At 59.8% G+C, this 14628-nt stretch carries 10 protein-coding genes; 5 read left to right on the top strand and 5 right to left on the bottom strand.

The annotated features are described in order from the left end of the window. Positions 1-29: 29 nt before the first annotated feature. Positions 30-1589, bottom strand: a complete 1560-nt coding sequence (locus tag PMI01S_RS06885; protein WP_139272998.1) for a hypothetical protein — start codon at positions 1587-1589, stop codon at positions 30-32. A 145-nt stretch (positions 1590-1734) separates the two neighbouring features. On the opposite strand from PMI01S_RS06885, the gene PMI01S_RS06880 reads away from it, so the two are divergent. Beyond that, positions 1735-2754 carry a quinone-dependent dihydroorotate dehydrogenase gene (locus tag PMI01S_RS06880; RefSeq protein WP_084318670.1) on the top strand — a complete coding sequence of 340 codons (1020 nt, stop codon included), beginning with the start codon at positions 1735-1737 and terminating at the stop codon, positions 2752-2754. A 287-nt stretch (positions 2755-3041) separates the two neighbouring features. Here PMI01S_RS06880 and rmf read toward each other — a convergent pair whose 3' ends face one another. Further along, the gene (gene rmf / locus PMI01S_RS06875; RefSeq protein WP_003223300.1) at positions 3042-3257 is read right to left on the bottom strand and encodes a ribosome modulation factor; all 216 of its coding nucleotides are present in this window, start codon (positions 3255-3257) and stop codon (positions 3042-3044) included. 530 nt (positions 3258-3787) lie between these two features. Between rmf and rlmKL the strand changes: the two genes are divergently transcribed. Together rlmKL and PMI01S_RS06865 are read left to right on the top strand one after the other, a co-directional pair. Next, positions 3788-6058: a bifunctional 23S rRNA (guanine(2069)-N(7))-methyltransferase RlmK/23S rRNA (guanine(2445)-N(2))-methyltransferase RlmL gene (gene rlmKL / locus PMI01S_RS06870; RefSeq protein ID WP_084318668.1), complete on the top strand. Its 2271-nt coding sequence runs from the start codon at positions 3788-3790 to the stop codon at positions 6056-6058. 147 nt (positions 6059-6205) lie between these two features. After that, complete coding sequence (locus PMI01S_RS06865) at positions 6206-8596, top strand: sensor domain-containing diguanylate cyclase (RefSeq protein ID WP_084318667.1); 2391 nt, start codon at positions 6206-6208, stop codon at positions 8594-8596. Positions 8597-8730: 134 nt separating this feature from the next. Here PMI01S_RS06865 and dacB read toward each other — a convergent pair whose 3' ends face one another. Then, positions 8731-10191: a D-alanyl-D-alanine carboxypeptidase/D-alanyl-D-alanine endopeptidase gene (gene dacB, locus PMI01S_RS06860; RefSeq protein ID WP_084318665.1), complete on the bottom strand. Its 1461-nt coding sequence runs from the start codon at positions 10189-10191 to the stop codon at positions 8731-8733. A gap of 233 nt (positions 10192-10424) precedes the next feature. On the opposite strand from dacB, the gene PMI01S_RS06855 reads away from it, so the two are divergent. Beyond that, on the top strand, positions 10425-10769 hold the full coding sequence (locus PMI01S_RS06855; protein WP_007896965.1) for a YggL family protein: 345 nt from the start codon (positions 10425-10427) through the stop codon (positions 10767-10769). 61 nt (positions 10770-10830) lie between these two features. Here PMI01S_RS06855 and PMI01S_RS06850 read toward each other — a convergent pair whose 3' ends face one another. Continuing rightward, positions 10831-12021: a benzoate/H(+) symporter BenE family transporter gene (locus tag PMI01S_RS06850; protein WP_084318663.1), complete on the bottom strand. Its 1191-nt coding sequence runs from the start codon at positions 12019-12021 to the stop codon at positions 10831-10833. Between the two features lie 346 nt (positions 12022-12367). Between PMI01S_RS06850 and PMI01S_RS06845 the strand changes: the two genes are divergently transcribed. Next, the gene (locus PMI01S_RS06845) at positions 12368-13132 is read left to right on the top strand and encodes a GntR family transcriptional regulator (protein WP_084318661.1); all 765 of its coding nucleotides are present in this window, start codon (positions 12368-12370) and stop codon (positions 13130-13132) included. Positions 13133-13316: 184 nt separating this feature from the next. Here PMI01S_RS06845 and guaD read toward each other — a convergent pair whose 3' ends face one another. Continuing rightward, positions 13317-14621, bottom strand: coding sequence for a guanine deaminase (gene guaD, locus PMI01S_RS06840; protein ID WP_084318659.1), 1305 nt, complete (start codon positions 14619-14621; stop codon positions 13317-13319). Positions 14622-14628: the final 7 nt, after the last annotated feature.

Genomic DNA, 14628 nt, shown 5'->3' with positions numbered 1-14628 from the left:
AACAGCTTGGCGTACCAGGCCGAGTGAACTCATGCAGGCGTCGTTCGCTCGTTGACGTACACACCGCCAAAACGTCCCGCGAAAACCACTGCGGCAACCAGCGTGTTGACGATATGGTCTACTTCGGCGTTGGAAATCGGCAGGGTCGAGAAGTACCGGGTAGCGGAGATGACAACGGCGATGATTGTTTCGCTCACCGAGGTCCGAATGGCATTGGTGGACAAGAATTGGTTGGCGACTTGTTCGGCTGTAGGTACCCGTGCAGACAGGTTGATTCGAAGTCCTTTGCCCGTATTTTCACCTTGAAGGGTGTGCATCAGTTCACCGCCAATCACTTGGCTGGCAACATCGGCTCCGGCGTTGTAGGCGCCACGTAGAAAATCATGTCCAACCACCAGAGCGAGGGATTCGACAATCTCGTTGGCCCGACTCTGGACCGCTGGATTTGGATCGGAGGCCGTGTCGGTATTTTGTGCCAACCACACTGATAGCTGAGCGGCGAACGTCTGAGGCTCGCTCGGTGGAGGCTCTTTACCCTGAGACATGACATAGCCCGGACCGGAATGGGGCGCGGTGTAGTTCATGCCTGTAAAGGCCAGAAACTGGAGAGCACCGTTCAGCACTCCGCTGGCGGCAGTGCCGCCAAGGTTGGCTTTCGAGTTGTCAGTTATCGGCAAGAACAGGTTAACCAGATCATTGGCGAAGCTGTAGAACGCCATTTGCGTACCGTAGGCCGCTAATGCTGGCATCGCCGCCGCCGGCGCTGACGCCGTCAATGCCAAGGCAGCCATCGACAAGGTAAGTGTGGCGACACGGGCCAGGCGCGTTTGCTGATTCGCGGTACCGTTGCACTCATCTCTTATTGCACCAAGGATGTTCAGCGCGGGGCCGATTGACAGGGCGATTGCGCTCAGCACATTGCGCGTCAGTGGCGCGGCGGCATTGGTAAACAGGGATTTTTCCAGAGCGAAGCCAATCAGTTGCCTGACGGCTGTAAGAGTGCCGATGACCAGGCCTGTGCGTACGCCGGAAATCGTCAGGTTACTGGCCCATCGTCCGAGATCACCTTCGAATTCGTTGCGTCCTAACTTGGCCAGGAGTTCGCCGAGTGAGTCAATGACTGTCTGGGCGCGTTGCATTGTTGCGGAGGGTGAAGAATCTGTGTTTTCAGGTAATTCCGTTGGCATGTTCAGCACAACGTATTCCGCCGGAGAGCCAGGCGTTGCAGCGGCTCTTGCAGCGTCGAAATCGCCTTGAATCAGGTGCTTGACGGTCAGTGCAATCTCGTCTGCAGTTGCATTGCCACGGGTCTCTGTAGTAACGACAGCTTTCAGTTCCTGATCTACACCCTCAAACATCATTCTCGTGTCATCTGGATGAAGCTCAGAGGCGTGTTCGTCGTGTCCGCATTGAGTGAGCTCCACTGCGATAGATGCGCAACCTCCCATTTCCACGGTTGTGTGATCTGGACGGGCAGGAGCCGAACTGGCGGTATTTCCATGGACTCGGAGGCCGGATGTCGGTGATGAGGAAACCTGCATTTCATTTTCTTCCATGAGGCTCTGCGATAGTGCAGTCGAATCGATCATTCATCCGCCCAGCAGCGGCAACTATCAAAAAACGCTCCGTCAGGCATCATCACCGACCAAGGGATTAAAACCCTTGGTTCTCGCCGCTGACCCTCCACCCAGCTATAATCGCGCCACTTTTCATTGCCCAGAGTCAAACCCGCCCATGTACACCTTGGCCCGTCAGCTGTTGTTCAAACTTTCCCCGGAAACCTCCCACGATCTGTCCCTGGACCTGATCGGCGCGGGCGGGCGTTTGGGCCTCAACGGCTTGCTGTGCAAGGCTCCGGCAAAAATGCCGGTGAGCGTCATGGGCCTCGATTTTCCGAACCCGGTAGGTCTGGCGGCGGGTCTGGACAAGAACGGGGCGGCCATCGACGGTTTTGCCCAGATGGGTTTCGGTTTTGTCGAAATCGGCACCATCACCCCGCGTCCGCAGCCGGGCAATCCCAAACCACGGATTTTTCGCCTGCCGGAAGCCGAGGCGATCATCAATCGCATGGGCTTCAACAACCTTGGCGTCGATCACCTGCTGGCCCGTGTCGCAGCGGCCAAGTACAAGGGCGTGTTGGGCATCAACATCGGCAAGAACTTCGATACGCCGGTCGAGCGTGCGGTCGATGACTACCTGATCTGCCTGGACAAGGTCTATGCCCACGCCAGCTACGTGACGGTCAACGTCAGCTCTCCAAACACGCCAGGCCTGCGCAGCCTGCAATTCGGTGATTCGCTCAAGCAGTTGCTGGCCGATCTGGCGACCCGTCGCGCGGAGCTGGCTTTGCGCCACGGCAAGCACGTGCCACTGGCAATCAAGATCGCACCAGACATGACTGACGAAGAAACCGCGCAAGTCGCTCAAGCGCTGATCGAAACCGGGATGGATGCGGTGATCGCCACCAACACCACCCTGAGCCGCGTCGGTGTTGAAGGCATGGAGCACGGTGACGAGGCGGGCGGTTTGTCTGGCGCACCGGTTCGCGACAAGAGCACCCACACTGTGAAGGTGCTGGCGTCGGAGTTGGCCGGTCGCTTGCCGATCATCGCCGTGGGCGGCATCACCGAAGGCCGGCACGCAGCCGAGAAAATCGCCGCCGGTGCGAGCCTGGTGCAGATCTATTCCGGCTTCATCTACAAAGGCCCGGCGTTGATTCGTGAATCCGTCGACGCCATCGCGGCCTTGCGCTAACCCCCTATTATGGGATCGAGCCTTTGTGGCGAGGGGGCTTGCCCCCGTTGGGTCGCGAAGCGGCCCCATGCATTTCTTCAGTAATACCTAGTGCATAGGTCTTGCGACGGCTTCGCCGCCGAACGGGGGCAATCCCCCTCGCCACAGGGGTTCATCACTGAATTTTGGAGCTGGCATAAAAAAGGGCTCCTCGAAGGAGCCCCTGGGCCGGAGCCCGCCGCCCGGATGGGGCGTGCGTGGTAAGTCGTTACGTAATCAGGTTGTCGTGTCGGAGTGTGTGCCCTGTGTTAGCCGACGGCGTGAAGTTCGTTGAGTCTGTGGATTCCCGCAGTGCCGGTCATACCGTCCCAGTTGTCGCCGCGTCCTTCTCGCCAGCCGTTAATCCAGGCTTGGCGCACCGACGGTAGAGTAAATGGGCAAAGCTCACGGGATTTACCACCAACGCCATATTGATATCCGCGCAAAAATGCTCTTTCCAACGGATCACGCTTAAGTCTTCTCATAGGGTGTTGCCCTCACTTGTTGACTGTATTTATCGCGTTGACCTCAATTGAGGTCTGGCAGAAATGTCTGCCGTTGGGGGGCTCGCTGCCGGCGTGGCGAGCCAAGGTGTTGACGTCCGTTGTGGCGCCAACCTGTAGTGAGTTCTAACCAATGCGTCACATCGAGGGAATGATCGTTTTGTCATAAGAACGTAACCATAAAGATGCTATGGCCATAAGTAACACGATGTTTGACCCGTATTTATTGGCCAAAGCCCTGTATGATCGGCCCCCCGCAGAATGATGGGGTTAATCCTTTAGTGAGAATGTCTCGTGTTGCGTCGAGCATTTTTCGACGAAGGGTCGACTTATGACATTTTATTGCATCAACTTTTTTATCTGCCCGTGCATCTAAGCTCTTCTAACCTGAGCAGCACGGGTGGGACGGCACACCTTCGTGCCACGCGGGCGCTCTTTTAGAAAAGCGCCTGATTGAAAACCGGGCCGGCAATGCGTTGCCGGTCCACTTAGCCAAAGGCTCTGGAACTACCATGTCCGATCGTTTCGAACTCTTCCTCACTTGCCCCAAAGGCCTTGAAGGCCTGCTGATCGAGGAAGCCGTCGGGCTTGGCCTTGAAGAAGCGCGTGAGCACACCTCTGCCGTGCGCGGCATGGCGACCATGGAAACCGCTTACCGCCTGTGCCTGTGGTCGCGTCTCGCGAACCGGGTGCTGCTGGTGCTCAAGCGTTTCCCGATGAAGGACGCCGAAGACCTGTACCACGGCGTGCTCGATATCGAGTGGCAAGACCACATGCTCAATGACGGCACCCTGGCCGTCGAGTTCAGCGGTCACGGCTCGGGCATCGACAACACCCACTTCGGCGCCTTGAAAGTCAAAGATGCCATCGTCGACAAACTGCGCACCCCGCAGGGCGACCGTCCATCCATCGACAAACTCAACCCGGACCTGCGCATTCACCTGCGTCTGGACCGTGGCGAAGCCATCCTCTCCCTCGACCTCTCCGGCCACAGCCTGCACCAGCGCGGCTATCGCTTGCAGCAGGGCGCGGCGCCGCTGAAGGAAAACCTCGCGGCCGCCATCCTGATCCGTTCCGGCTGGCCACGCATTGCGGCCGACGGCGGCGCACTGGCTGACCCGATGTGCGGTGTCGGTACGTTCCTGGTCGAGGCCGCGATGATCGCCGCCGACATGGCGCCGAACCTGCGTCGTGAGCAGTGGGGTTTCACCGCCTGGCTCGGTCATGTGCCGGCGCTGTGGAAAAAGCTCCACGAAGAAGCCACCGAACGCGCCGCGGCCGGCCTGGCCAAGCCACCGCTGTGGATTCGTGGTTACGAAGCTGACCCGCGCCTGATTCAGCCGGGCCGCAACAACGTCGAACGTGCCGGCCTGAGCGAGTGGATCAAGATCTACCAGGGCGAAGTCGGCACCTTCGAACCGCGTCCGGACCAGAACCAGAAAGGCCTGGTGATCTGCAACCCGCCGTACGGCGAGCGTCTGGGCGACGAGGCGAGCTTGCTCTACCTCTACCAGAATCTTGGCGAACGCCTGCGTCAGGCTTGCCTGAACTGGGAAGCGGCGGTGTTCACCGGCGCCCCGGATCTCGGCAAGCGCATGGGCATCCGCAGCCACAAACAGTATTCGTTCTGGAACGGCGCATTGCCGTGCAAGCTGCTGCTGATCAAGGTCACCCCGGACCAGTTCGTCACCGGCGAGCGTCGCACCCCGGAACAGCGTCAGGTCGAGCGCGAGCAAGCTGAAGTCGAAGTCGCCGACAACGATGTGGCGCCGGGCAAGTACGAGAAGTACAACAAGAACGGCAACCCGATCAAACCGGCCCCGGTGGTGATCGAGCAGCCGCGCTTGAGCGAAGGCGGGCAAATGTTTGCCAATCGCCTGCAAAAAAATCTCAAGGCGCTGGGCAAGTGGGTCAAGCGGGAAGGCATCGACTGCTACCGCGTTTACGATGCCGACATGCCGGAATATTCGATGGCTATCGATCTGTATCAGGATTGGGTCCACGTCCAGGAATACGCCGCGCCGAAATCCATCGACCCGGAAAAAGCCTCGGCGCGCATGTTCGATGCCCTGGCTGCTATTCCGCAGGCGTTGAACATCGACAAGAGCCGCGTGGTGGTCAAGCGCCGCGAGCGTCAAAGCGGCACCAAACAGTACGAACGCCAAGCGGCGCAGGGCAAGTTCGTCGAGGTCAACGAAGGTGGCGTGAAGCTGCTGGTGAACCTCACCGACTACCTCGACACCGGGCTTTTCCTCGACCACCGGCCAATGCGTATGCGCATCCAGAAAGAGGCGGCTGGCAAGCGCTTCCTCAACCTGTATTGCTACACCGCGACCGCCAGCGTCCACGCCGCCAAGGGTGGCGCGCGCAGCACCACCAGCGTCGATCTGTCGAAAACCTACCTCGACTGGGCGCGTCGCAACCTGTCGCTGAACGGCTTCTCCGACAAGAACCGTCTGGAGCAGGGCGACGTGATGGCCTGGCTCGATGCCTGCCGTGACGAGTACGACCTGATCTTCATCGACCCGCCTACGTTCTCCAACTCCAAGCGCATGGAAGGGATCTTCGACGTGCAGCGTGACCAGGTGCAATTGATCGACCTGGCCATGGCACGACTGGCGCCGGGGGGCGTGTTGTACTTCTCCAACAACTTCCGCAAGTTCACCCTTGAGGAGAATCTCACCGAGCGTTACGCGGTCGAGGAGATCACGGCCCAGACCATTGATCCGGATTTTGCCCGCAACGGGAAGATCCACCGGGCCTGGAAAATCACTGCGCGTTGACACAGTAGATTTACTGTAGGAGCAATCGAACGTCGACCGGCTGCTCCTACAGACTTCTTTCAGTGCTGGTCAAATTGATGGCTAATAGCTATAACTCAACGCACGGCCAATGGGCTTTTCCGGCACCTGGCGTTTTGAGTTGCCTCTATGTCGTTGTACGCCGTGCGCCCCAAGATCCTGGGTTTTATCAGTGAAGATGTTTCGGCCTGGCTGGTCGCGCTGCTGGTATTGTTCATCGGCGGAGTGCTCACGGGGCTGTTGGCCTGGTCGACCCTGAATCTGTTTCACCAGCAATTGCGGCAACGTTTCCAGCTGATGGCCAGCGAACGTTACAGCCGTATCGAAGAGCGTTTTGAGGATCAGGAGCAGCGCCTCGACGGCCTGCGCCGGTTCTTCACCAATTCCGATGCGGTCGACCGCGAGGAATTCAACGGTTACACCCAACCTCTGCTGCACCGAACCCAGGCGTATTCGTTTGCCCGGCGGGTCAGCGGTGCCGAGCGCGCGGAATTTGAGCGCCAGGTGCGAGAGGAAGGTTTATCCGATTTCAGCGTTCGTGAGCTCAACGCCGAAGGCCAACTGCAACTGGCGGCCGAACGGGATGAATACGTGGTGGTGCTGTACAGCCAGACGCAAAGCCGGCTCGGCGCGCCGTTGGGTTACGACTTGCTGGCGCAACCCCTGCGCCGTTCCACCCTCGAGCGGGCGGACCAGAATGCCCGCATGGCGGTGTCGCAGCCGATGCACCTGGTCAGTATCGAGCCGGCCTATGCCCGGGGTGTGCTGCTGGTTGCGCCGGTCCTGTCCCGCAACAGTCCGGCGACCAAACCCTACGGTTACGTGATGGCGGTGATCAGCATGCGTCAATTGCTGGCCGACGGGTTGCCGGAGGTGGGTCGCGATTACCTGTCGGTGCGCATCCTCGACCTGTCCATCGACGATCAGCACGAAGTGCTCTATGAATCGCCCAATGGGCCTGCCGTCAGTGAGTTGTCCGCGACCCGGTTGCTGCGGCTTGCCGATCACGATTATCAAGTGGATATCCAGCCCAGCGAAGCCTTCCTGCAAGCCAACCATTCTTCGGTCACCAGCGTGGTGGTGCTGGGTGGCATGCTCAGTCTGCTGCTCAGCGCACTGCTTTATGTGCTGGTCAGTCAACGTCAACGGGCGTTGAGAATGGTCGAGCAGCGAACCCAGGAGTTGCGCGCCCGAGAGCAGGAACTGCGCGGTACCCATGGTCAGTTGCGTGGCGTGCTGAACGCCGCCACTCAGGTGGCGATCATCGCCACCGACCTGCGCGGCGTCATCAGCACGTTCAACGCCGGAGCGGAGCAGATGCTCGGCTATTCCAGCCTGGACGTGGTGGGCCACATGACCCTGGAAAACCTGCACCTGCCCCGGGAGCTGGCGGCGCGCTCGGCGGAATTGAGCGCGCGCTACGGCAAGCCGATTCCGACCTGCCAGGCGATGCTGGTCGAGGGCGGCGAGGAGGGCGGTCACGAAGCGCGAGAGTGGACCCTGATTCGCGGCGACGGCAGCCATTTGACGGTGAATATGCTGGCGACTCCGGTGCTCGACGAGCAAGGGCTGTGGGTCGGGCACCTGGCAATCTGCATCGACGTCACCGAGCGCAAGCGGGTGTATGAGGCGCTCGCCGCACGGGATTTGCTGTTGAAGAAACTCAGCGCCCATGTGCCCGGCGGGATTTACCAGTTCAAGATGGAATTCGACGGACGCTTCAGCGTGATCTATGCCAGCGATGGCATCCGCGATATCTATGAGCTCGAACCGGACGTCATGCTGCTCAACGCTGAAGCGATTTTCACCCGGATTCATCCCCAGGACACTACCCGGGTTCGCGCCTCCATCCGCGCGTCGGCGGACACGCTTAGCCCGTGGCGCGAGGAATACCGCGTGGTGCTGCCGGTACGTGGCTTGCGCTGGGTCCGGGGTGAAGCGACCCCGGAAGAACTGCCCGGTGGCGGGGTGCTCTGGCATGGCTATGTCTCGGATATCTCTGACTTGAAGCGGGTGGAAGAAGAGCTGCGGGCGCTGTCGATTACCGACTCACTGACCGGGATCCACAACCGTCGCTATTTCCAGGAGCGCCTGACCACCGAAATGGCTCGTGTCGAGCGCGGTGGCGGCGAGTTGTCGGTGATCATGCTCGACATCGACCACTTCAAACGCATCAATGACCAGCACGGTCATGCGGTGGGCGATCGGGTGTTGCAAGCGGTGTGCGAGCGTATCGGCCATCGACTGCGGCGCACCGACGTGTTCTGTCGCCTGGGCGGCGAGGAATTCATGGTGCTTTGCCCGGATATCGACAGCGAGCAGGCGTATGGGTTGGCGCTGGAGTTGTGGCAAGGCTTGCGCAGTTCGCCGATCGACGATGTCGGGATCGTCACTGCGAGTTTCGGGATCGCCAGTTGGCGCGTGGGTGAGGGCGCGGATGCGCTGCTGCTGCGGGCGGACTCGGGGGTTTATGCGGCGAAACAGGCGGGACGGGATCGGGTTCAGGGCGAGATGAATTAGGGCTGCATGCGGACCCCAGTGGGAGCGGGCTTGCTCGCGATAGCGGTGTATCAGTCAATACAAGTGTCGACTGATACACCGCTATCGCGAGCAAGCCCGCTCCCACATTGGATCTCCTGTGTCTGGACGATCGTTTACAACACCGAAGCCGTATCAGGCTGTTTCGGCTGGCGATACAAGTCCAGCAGCACCTGATCCAGCACCGATGACGCACCAAACGGCGCCTTGTCGTTGAGGATCGCCACCACCGCCCAGGTGTTGCCATTGACGTCACGGCTGAAGCCGGAGATCGCGCGCACGGTGTTCAGGGTGCCGGTCTTGACGTGGGCTTCACCGCGCATCGCCGTAGTCTTCAGGCGTTTGCGCATGGTGCCGTCGGTGCCGGCAATCGGCATCGAGCTGATGAACTCGGCGGCGTACGGGCTGTGCCAGGCGGCTTGCAGCATCGCGGCCATTTCACGCGCGCTGACGCGTTCTGCACGGGACAGGCCTGAACCGTTCTCCATTACCAGGTGCGGCGCGGTGATGCCTTTTTTCGCCAGCCACTGACGCACCACGCGCTGGGCCGCTTTGGCGTCGTCGCCGTCGGCGTCGGTGCGGAATTTCTGGCCCAGGCTCAGGAACAACTGCTGAGCCATGGTGTTGTTACTGTATTTGTTGATGTCGCGGATGATTTCCGCCAGGTCCGGCGAGAAGGCGCGAGCCAGCACCTTGGCGTCTTTTGGCGTCGGTGCCAGAACGTCCTTGCCCTGAATGCTGCCACCCAGCTCTTTCCAGATTGCCCGGACCGCGCCAGCGGTATAAGTCGCATGGTCGAGCAGCGACAGGTAAGTCTGGGAACTGCAGCCATCGCCCAACTGACCGCCGACGGTCACGTTCACGGTGCCATCGGCCTGGGTTACCGGGTTGTAACGCACGCCACCCGTGCATTGCTTGGAGTTGACGGCCTTGACCTGGTTTTCGATGCGGATGCTGGAGATTGGCGGCTCGACCGAAATCAGCACCCGACCGTTGTCGTTGCGCGCCACGAAGCGCAAGGCCTTGAGGTTGACCAGCAGCGAATCGGGTTTGACCAGGAACGGTTTGTTCTCGTCATTGCCGTCATCGTTGAACTCGGGCAATTGCGGTTGCACGAAGAAACCACGGTCCAGCACCAGGTCGCCGGTGACTTGGGTCACGCCGTTGGCGCGCAGGTCGCGCATCAGCAGCCAGAGTTTTTCCATGTTCAGTTTCGGGTCGCCGCCACCCTTGAGGTAGAGGTTGCCGTTGAGAATGCCGCCGCTGAGCGTGCCGTCGGTGTAGAACTCGGTTTTCCACTGGTGGTTCGGGCCGAGCATTTCCAGCGCGGCGTAAGTGGTGACGAGTTTCATGGTCGAGGCCGGGTTGACCGAGACGTCAGCGTTGAAAATGGTCGGCGTGCCAGGACCGTTGAGCGGGATCATCACCAGCGACAGGGCGTTGTCTTGCAACTTGCTGGCCTTCAGGGCCTTTTCGACGTTGGGCGACAGCCCGGTGTTGATGGTGGCGGCGGAAACGGGGAGGGCCAGGGGGATAAGAAGACTGGCCAGCAACAGTGGACGCAAAGATTTGATCATGTGAAATAAAACCCTACAGCCGAGGGGAAAAAGACGAGGGCATGAAGATAAATTCCCTCAGTGGTCATGAAAGTGTCGGCATTATGCCCCAAGGTGTAGCGGCTTGTGCCGTGCCCCGGTCACCTAATCCGCTATTTTTTTACCGACGGTTACGGGTTGGGCCCAGAGAATCGGGCAATTGGCGGCTTAAACTGCTAAAGTGGCGCCCGTTATTACTTATGAGGATTGTTCCAATGGCGACTAACCGTTCCCAGCGTCTGCGCAAAAAACTGTGCGTCGATGAATTTCAAGAGCTGGGTTTCGAACTGAACCTGGATTTCAAAGAAGATTTGGCTGATGAAGCCATTGATGCTTTCCTCGACGCGTTCCTGAAAGAAGCCATGGAAGCCAACGGTCTGGGCTATGTTGGCGGCGACGACTTCGGTCTGGTTTGCCTGCAGAAGCGTGGCTCGGTGTCCGAAGAGCAGCGCGCTGCTGTTGAAGCCTGGCTCAAAGGCCGCAGCGAACTGACTGAAGCCACCGTCAGCCCGCTGATCGACGTCTGGTACCCGGAAAAGCCGATCAATCCGGTAGCTTGATGTCATAAAAGAAGCGGCGACCCGAGGGTCGCCGTTTTTTTTGGTGAAGATCTTTTGATCTTCAGGCTTTACGCCAATTCAGGATCAGCAAGGTCAACACACCCGCCACAATCCCCCAGAACGCCGACCCGATGGAAAACAGCGTCAGCCCCGACGCCGTGACCATGAAGGTGATCAGCGCCGCCTCACGTTCTTTCACTTGCGCCATGGCAATGCTCAGGCCATTGATGATCGAACCGAACAGCGCCAACGCCGCAATCGATAGCACCAGTTCTTTCGGTAGCGCGGCAAACAACGCCGCCAGCGTCGCGCCGAAAACCCCGGCAATCCCGTAGAAAACCCCGCACCACACGGCGGCCGTGTAACGCTTGTTGCGGTCTTCGTGGGCATGCGGCCCGGTGCAGATCGCCGCGCTGATGGCGGCCAGGTTGATCCCGTGGGAGCCGAATGGCGCCAACAGCAGAGAGGCGATGCCCGTCGTGGTGATCAGCGGCGAGGCCGGTACCGTGTAACCGTCGGCACGCAGCACGGCGATGCCCGGCATGTTCTGCGAGGTCATCGCCACGACGAACAGCGGAATGCCGATGCTGATGGTCGCGGCCAGGGAGAAGTGCGGCGTGGTCCAGACCGGCGTGGCCACTTCCAGGTGAAACCCGCTGAAATCCAGCAGCCCCATGAACCCTGACAACGCTGTGCCGATGAGCAATGCTGCCAGTACGGCGTAGCGGGGCGACAGGCGCTTGACCACCAGGTACGTGAAGAACATTCCCAGTACCAGCGCGGTGCGATGCTGGGCCGCGACGAAAATTTCGCTGCCGATCTTGAACAGAATCCCCGCCAGCAACGCCGCGGCCAATGACGCCGGAATCTTCTTCACCAAGCGTTCGAAGCTGCCGGTCAAACCACAAACGGTCACCAGCACCGCACAGGTAATGTAGGCGCCAATGGCTTCGCCGTAGCTCACGCCGCCCAGGCTGGTGATCAGCAACGCCGCGCCGGGTGTCGACCAGGCAATGGTGATCGGCGTGCGATAACGCAGGGACAAGCCGATCGAGCACACCGCCATGCCGATGGAAATTGCCCAGATCCACGACGAAATCTGCCCGCTGGTCAAGCCGGCCGCTTGCCCTGCCTGGAACATCAGCACCAGGGAACTGGTGTAGCCGGTCATCATGGCGATAAAACCGGCGACGATGGCCGAGGGTGAGGTGTCCGCCAATGGGCGGAGTTGCGTGTGCGTTGCGTCGTTCATGACAGCGGTGTTCCTTAATACGTACGAAAACATCCAAAACGACGCAAAACCCTTGTGGGAGCTGGCTTGCTGGCGATGGTGGGTCAGCTACATGTATGTCGACTGATTCACCATCGCCAGCAAGCCGGCTCCTACAGGAGATCGCGCTGCGGATTCTGCGGATAAGCCTAAACTCAAACGTAAGCAATCGTTGCAATACAGCAAAGGCGACAAACAGCCGTACAGTCGTGTTGCCACCATCCATTGTGTACAATCGCGGTGTTTTTTACGCGATACTTGCCAGCGACCCACTGTGCCGTATTACAGTCACGGTCAATTCGCCGCAGTTCTCCCGACTCGAGTGCCCATGAACGAACAGTTGCAACCCCTCAAGAAACAACCGCGAGCAGGCAAAGCCGGCCGCAGCGGGACCCAGGACGATATTGTCTACGCGCATATCTTCGAGGCCATCCTCGAACAGCGCCTGGCGCCCGGCACCAAGTTGAGCGAAGAAGCGCTGGGGGAAATTTTCGGGGTCAGTCGCACCATCATTCGCCGCGCGCTGTCGCGCCTGGCCCATGAAGGCGTCGTGCTGCTGCGGCCCAACCGTGGCGCCGTGGTTGCCAGCCCGAGTGTCGAAGAAGCGCGTCAGGTGTTCCTCGCCCGGCGTCTGGTCGAGCGGGCGATCACTGAACTGGCGGTGCAACACGCCACTGCCGAGCAAATCGCCGAATTGCGCCAGATGGTCAACGACGAACGCGACAGCTTCTCCCGTGGCGATCGCGGTGCCGGTATCCGTCTGTCAGGCGAGTTTCACCTGAAACTGGCCGAAGCGGCGAAGAATGCACCGCTGATCAGCTTCCAGCGCAGCCTGGTTTCGCAGACTTCATTGATCATCGCCCAGTATGAAAGCGGCAACCGTTCGCACTGTTCCTACGACGAACACACCCAACTGATCGATGCCATTGAAGCGCGTAACGGTGAATTGGCGGTGAACCTGATGATGCATCACATGGATCACATCGACAGCAAACTCAACCTCGACGAGGAAAGTGCGTCGGATGATTTGCATGCGGTGTTCTCGCATTTGTTGCAGACCAAGAAGCCAGGGCGGCCGACCGCCAAACTCTGATTGAGACCGAGTCGCGCCCATCGCGAGCAAGCCCGCTCCCACATTTGATCTCCAGCGAACACGATATTCGAGTACGACATAGATTCAATGTGGGAGCGGGCTTGCTCGCGATGGCAATCTCAAGGTCACAAAAAATCCCCCGCAACCAACGATTGCGGGGGATTTTTTTTACGCCCGAAAAACCTTAGCGCTGATGCACCTGATTCCCCGCCGCATACGTCTGCAGAACAGTCCGGTCATCCCCCAGCGTCATCAACACAAACAACGTCTCGGCAATGTTGTTCGCCTGCTTCAAGCGATAGCTCAGCAACGGCGTAGCGTTGTAATCGAGCACCAGGAAGTCCGCATCAGTGCCCGGCAGCAACGTGCCGATCCTGTCTTCCAGACGCAGCGCCCGCGCACCGCCGAGGGTCGCCAGGTACAGCGATTTGAACGGGCTCAGTCGCGCACCTTGCATCTGCATGACCTTGTACGCCTCGTTCAACGTTTGCAGCAGCGAGAAACTGGTGCCACCGCCAACGTCCGTGCCCAAACCGACATTCAGCTTGTGCTTCTCGGCCATCGGCAAATTGAACAGGCCGCTGCCGAGGAAGAAGTTCGAGGTCGGGCAGAAGGCGATCGCCGAGCCGGTTTCTGCCAGGCGCGCACATTCGTCATCGCACAGGTGCACGCCGTGGGCGAACACCGAGCGCTCGCCCAGCAGTTGATAGTGATCGTAAACGTCGAGGTAACCCTTGCGCTCCGGGAACAGCGCCTTGACCCACTCGACTTCCTTGAGGTTTTCACTGATGTGGGTCTGCATGTACAGGTCCGGATACTCGCTCAGCAACTGGCCGGCGAGGGTCAGTTGTTCCGGGGTGCTGGTCGGGGCGAAGCGTGGAGTGACGGCATAGTGCAGGCGACCCTTGCCGTGCCAGCGCTCGATCAACGCCTTGCTTTCGACGTAGCTGGATTCGGCGGTATCGGTCAGGTAGTCCGGCGCGTTGCGGTCCATCATCACCTTGCCGGCGATCATCCGCAGGTCCAGCTGTTCGGCAGCCTCGAAGAACGAGTTCACCGATTGCGGGTGCACGCTGCCGAACACCAGCGCGGTGGTGGTGCCGTTGCGCAGCAGTTCCTTGATGAAAATGCCCGCGACTTCGTCGGCGTGAGCCTTGTCGGCGAACTGGCTTTCGCACGGGAACGTATAAGTGTTGAGCCAATCCAGCAACTGCTCGCCGTAGGCGCCGACCATGCCGGTTTGCGGCAGGTGGATGTGGGTGTCGATGAAGCCGGGGGTGATCAGTGCGTCCTGATAATGAGTGATCTCGATGTCGGCGGGCAGGGTCGGCAGCAGTTCGCTGGCGTGACCGAGGGCGCTGATCTGGCCGTTATCGACCACCAGCAAGCCGTCTTCGAAATACTCGTATGAGGCTTCGATGCCCACTTGGGCGGGGTCGGCGATGCTGTGCAGGATGGCGGCGCGGTAGGCTTTACGAGTCAGAGGCATTGTCGTT

The organism is Pseudomonas migulae NBRC 103157, assembly GCF_002091715.1.
Taxonomy (GTDB): Bacteria; Pseudomonadota; Gammaproteobacteria; order Pseudomonadales; family Pseudomonadaceae; genus Aquipseudomonas; species Aquipseudomonas migulae_A.
The sequence above is the reverse complement of the archived record's forward strand: the minus strand, read 5'-3'. Positions and strand labels throughout refer to the sequence as shown.

What these genes read in the sequence shown, in the direction of transcription:
- PMI01S_RS06885 (WP_139272998.1), bottom strand. Translation starts at nt 1,589, where the DNA reads ATGATCGATTCGACTGCACTATCGCAGAGCCTCATGGAAGAAAATGAA.
- PMI01S_RS06880 (WP_084318670.1), top strand. Translation starts at nt 1,735, where the DNA reads ATGTACACCTTGGCCCGTCAGCTGTTGTTCAAACTTTCCCCGGAAACC.
- rmf (WP_003223300.1), bottom strand. Translation starts at nt 3,257, where the DNA reads ATGAGAAGACTTAAGCGTGATCCGTTGGAAAGAGCATTTTTGCGCGGA.
- rlmKL (WP_084318668.1), top strand. Translation starts at nt 3,788, where the DNA reads ATGTCCGATCGTTTCGAACTCTTCCTCACTTGCCCCAAAGGCCTTGAA.
- PMI01S_RS06865 (WP_084318667.1), top strand. Translation starts at nt 6,206, where the DNA reads ATGTCGTTGTACGCCGTGCGCCCCAAGATCCTGGGTTTTATCAGTGAA.
- dacB (WP_084318665.1), bottom strand. Translation starts at nt 10,191, where the DNA reads ATGATCAAATCTTTGCGTCCACTGTTGCTGGCCAGTCTTCTTATCCCC.
- PMI01S_RS06855 (WP_007896965.1), top strand. Translation starts at nt 10,425, where the DNA reads ATGGCGACTAACCGTTCCCAGCGTCTGCGCAAAAAACTGTGCGTCGAT.
- PMI01S_RS06850 (WP_084318663.1), bottom strand. Translation starts at nt 12,021, where the DNA reads ATGAACGACGCAACGCACACGCAACTCCGCCCATTGGCGGACACCTCA.
- PMI01S_RS06845 (WP_084318661.1), top strand. Translation starts at nt 12,368, where the DNA reads ATGAACGAACAGTTGCAACCCCTCAAGAAACAACCGCGAGCAGGCAAA.
- guaD (WP_084318659.1), bottom strand. Translation starts at nt 14,621, where the DNA reads ATGCCTCTGACTCGTAAAGCCTACCGCGCCGCCATCCTGCACAGCATC.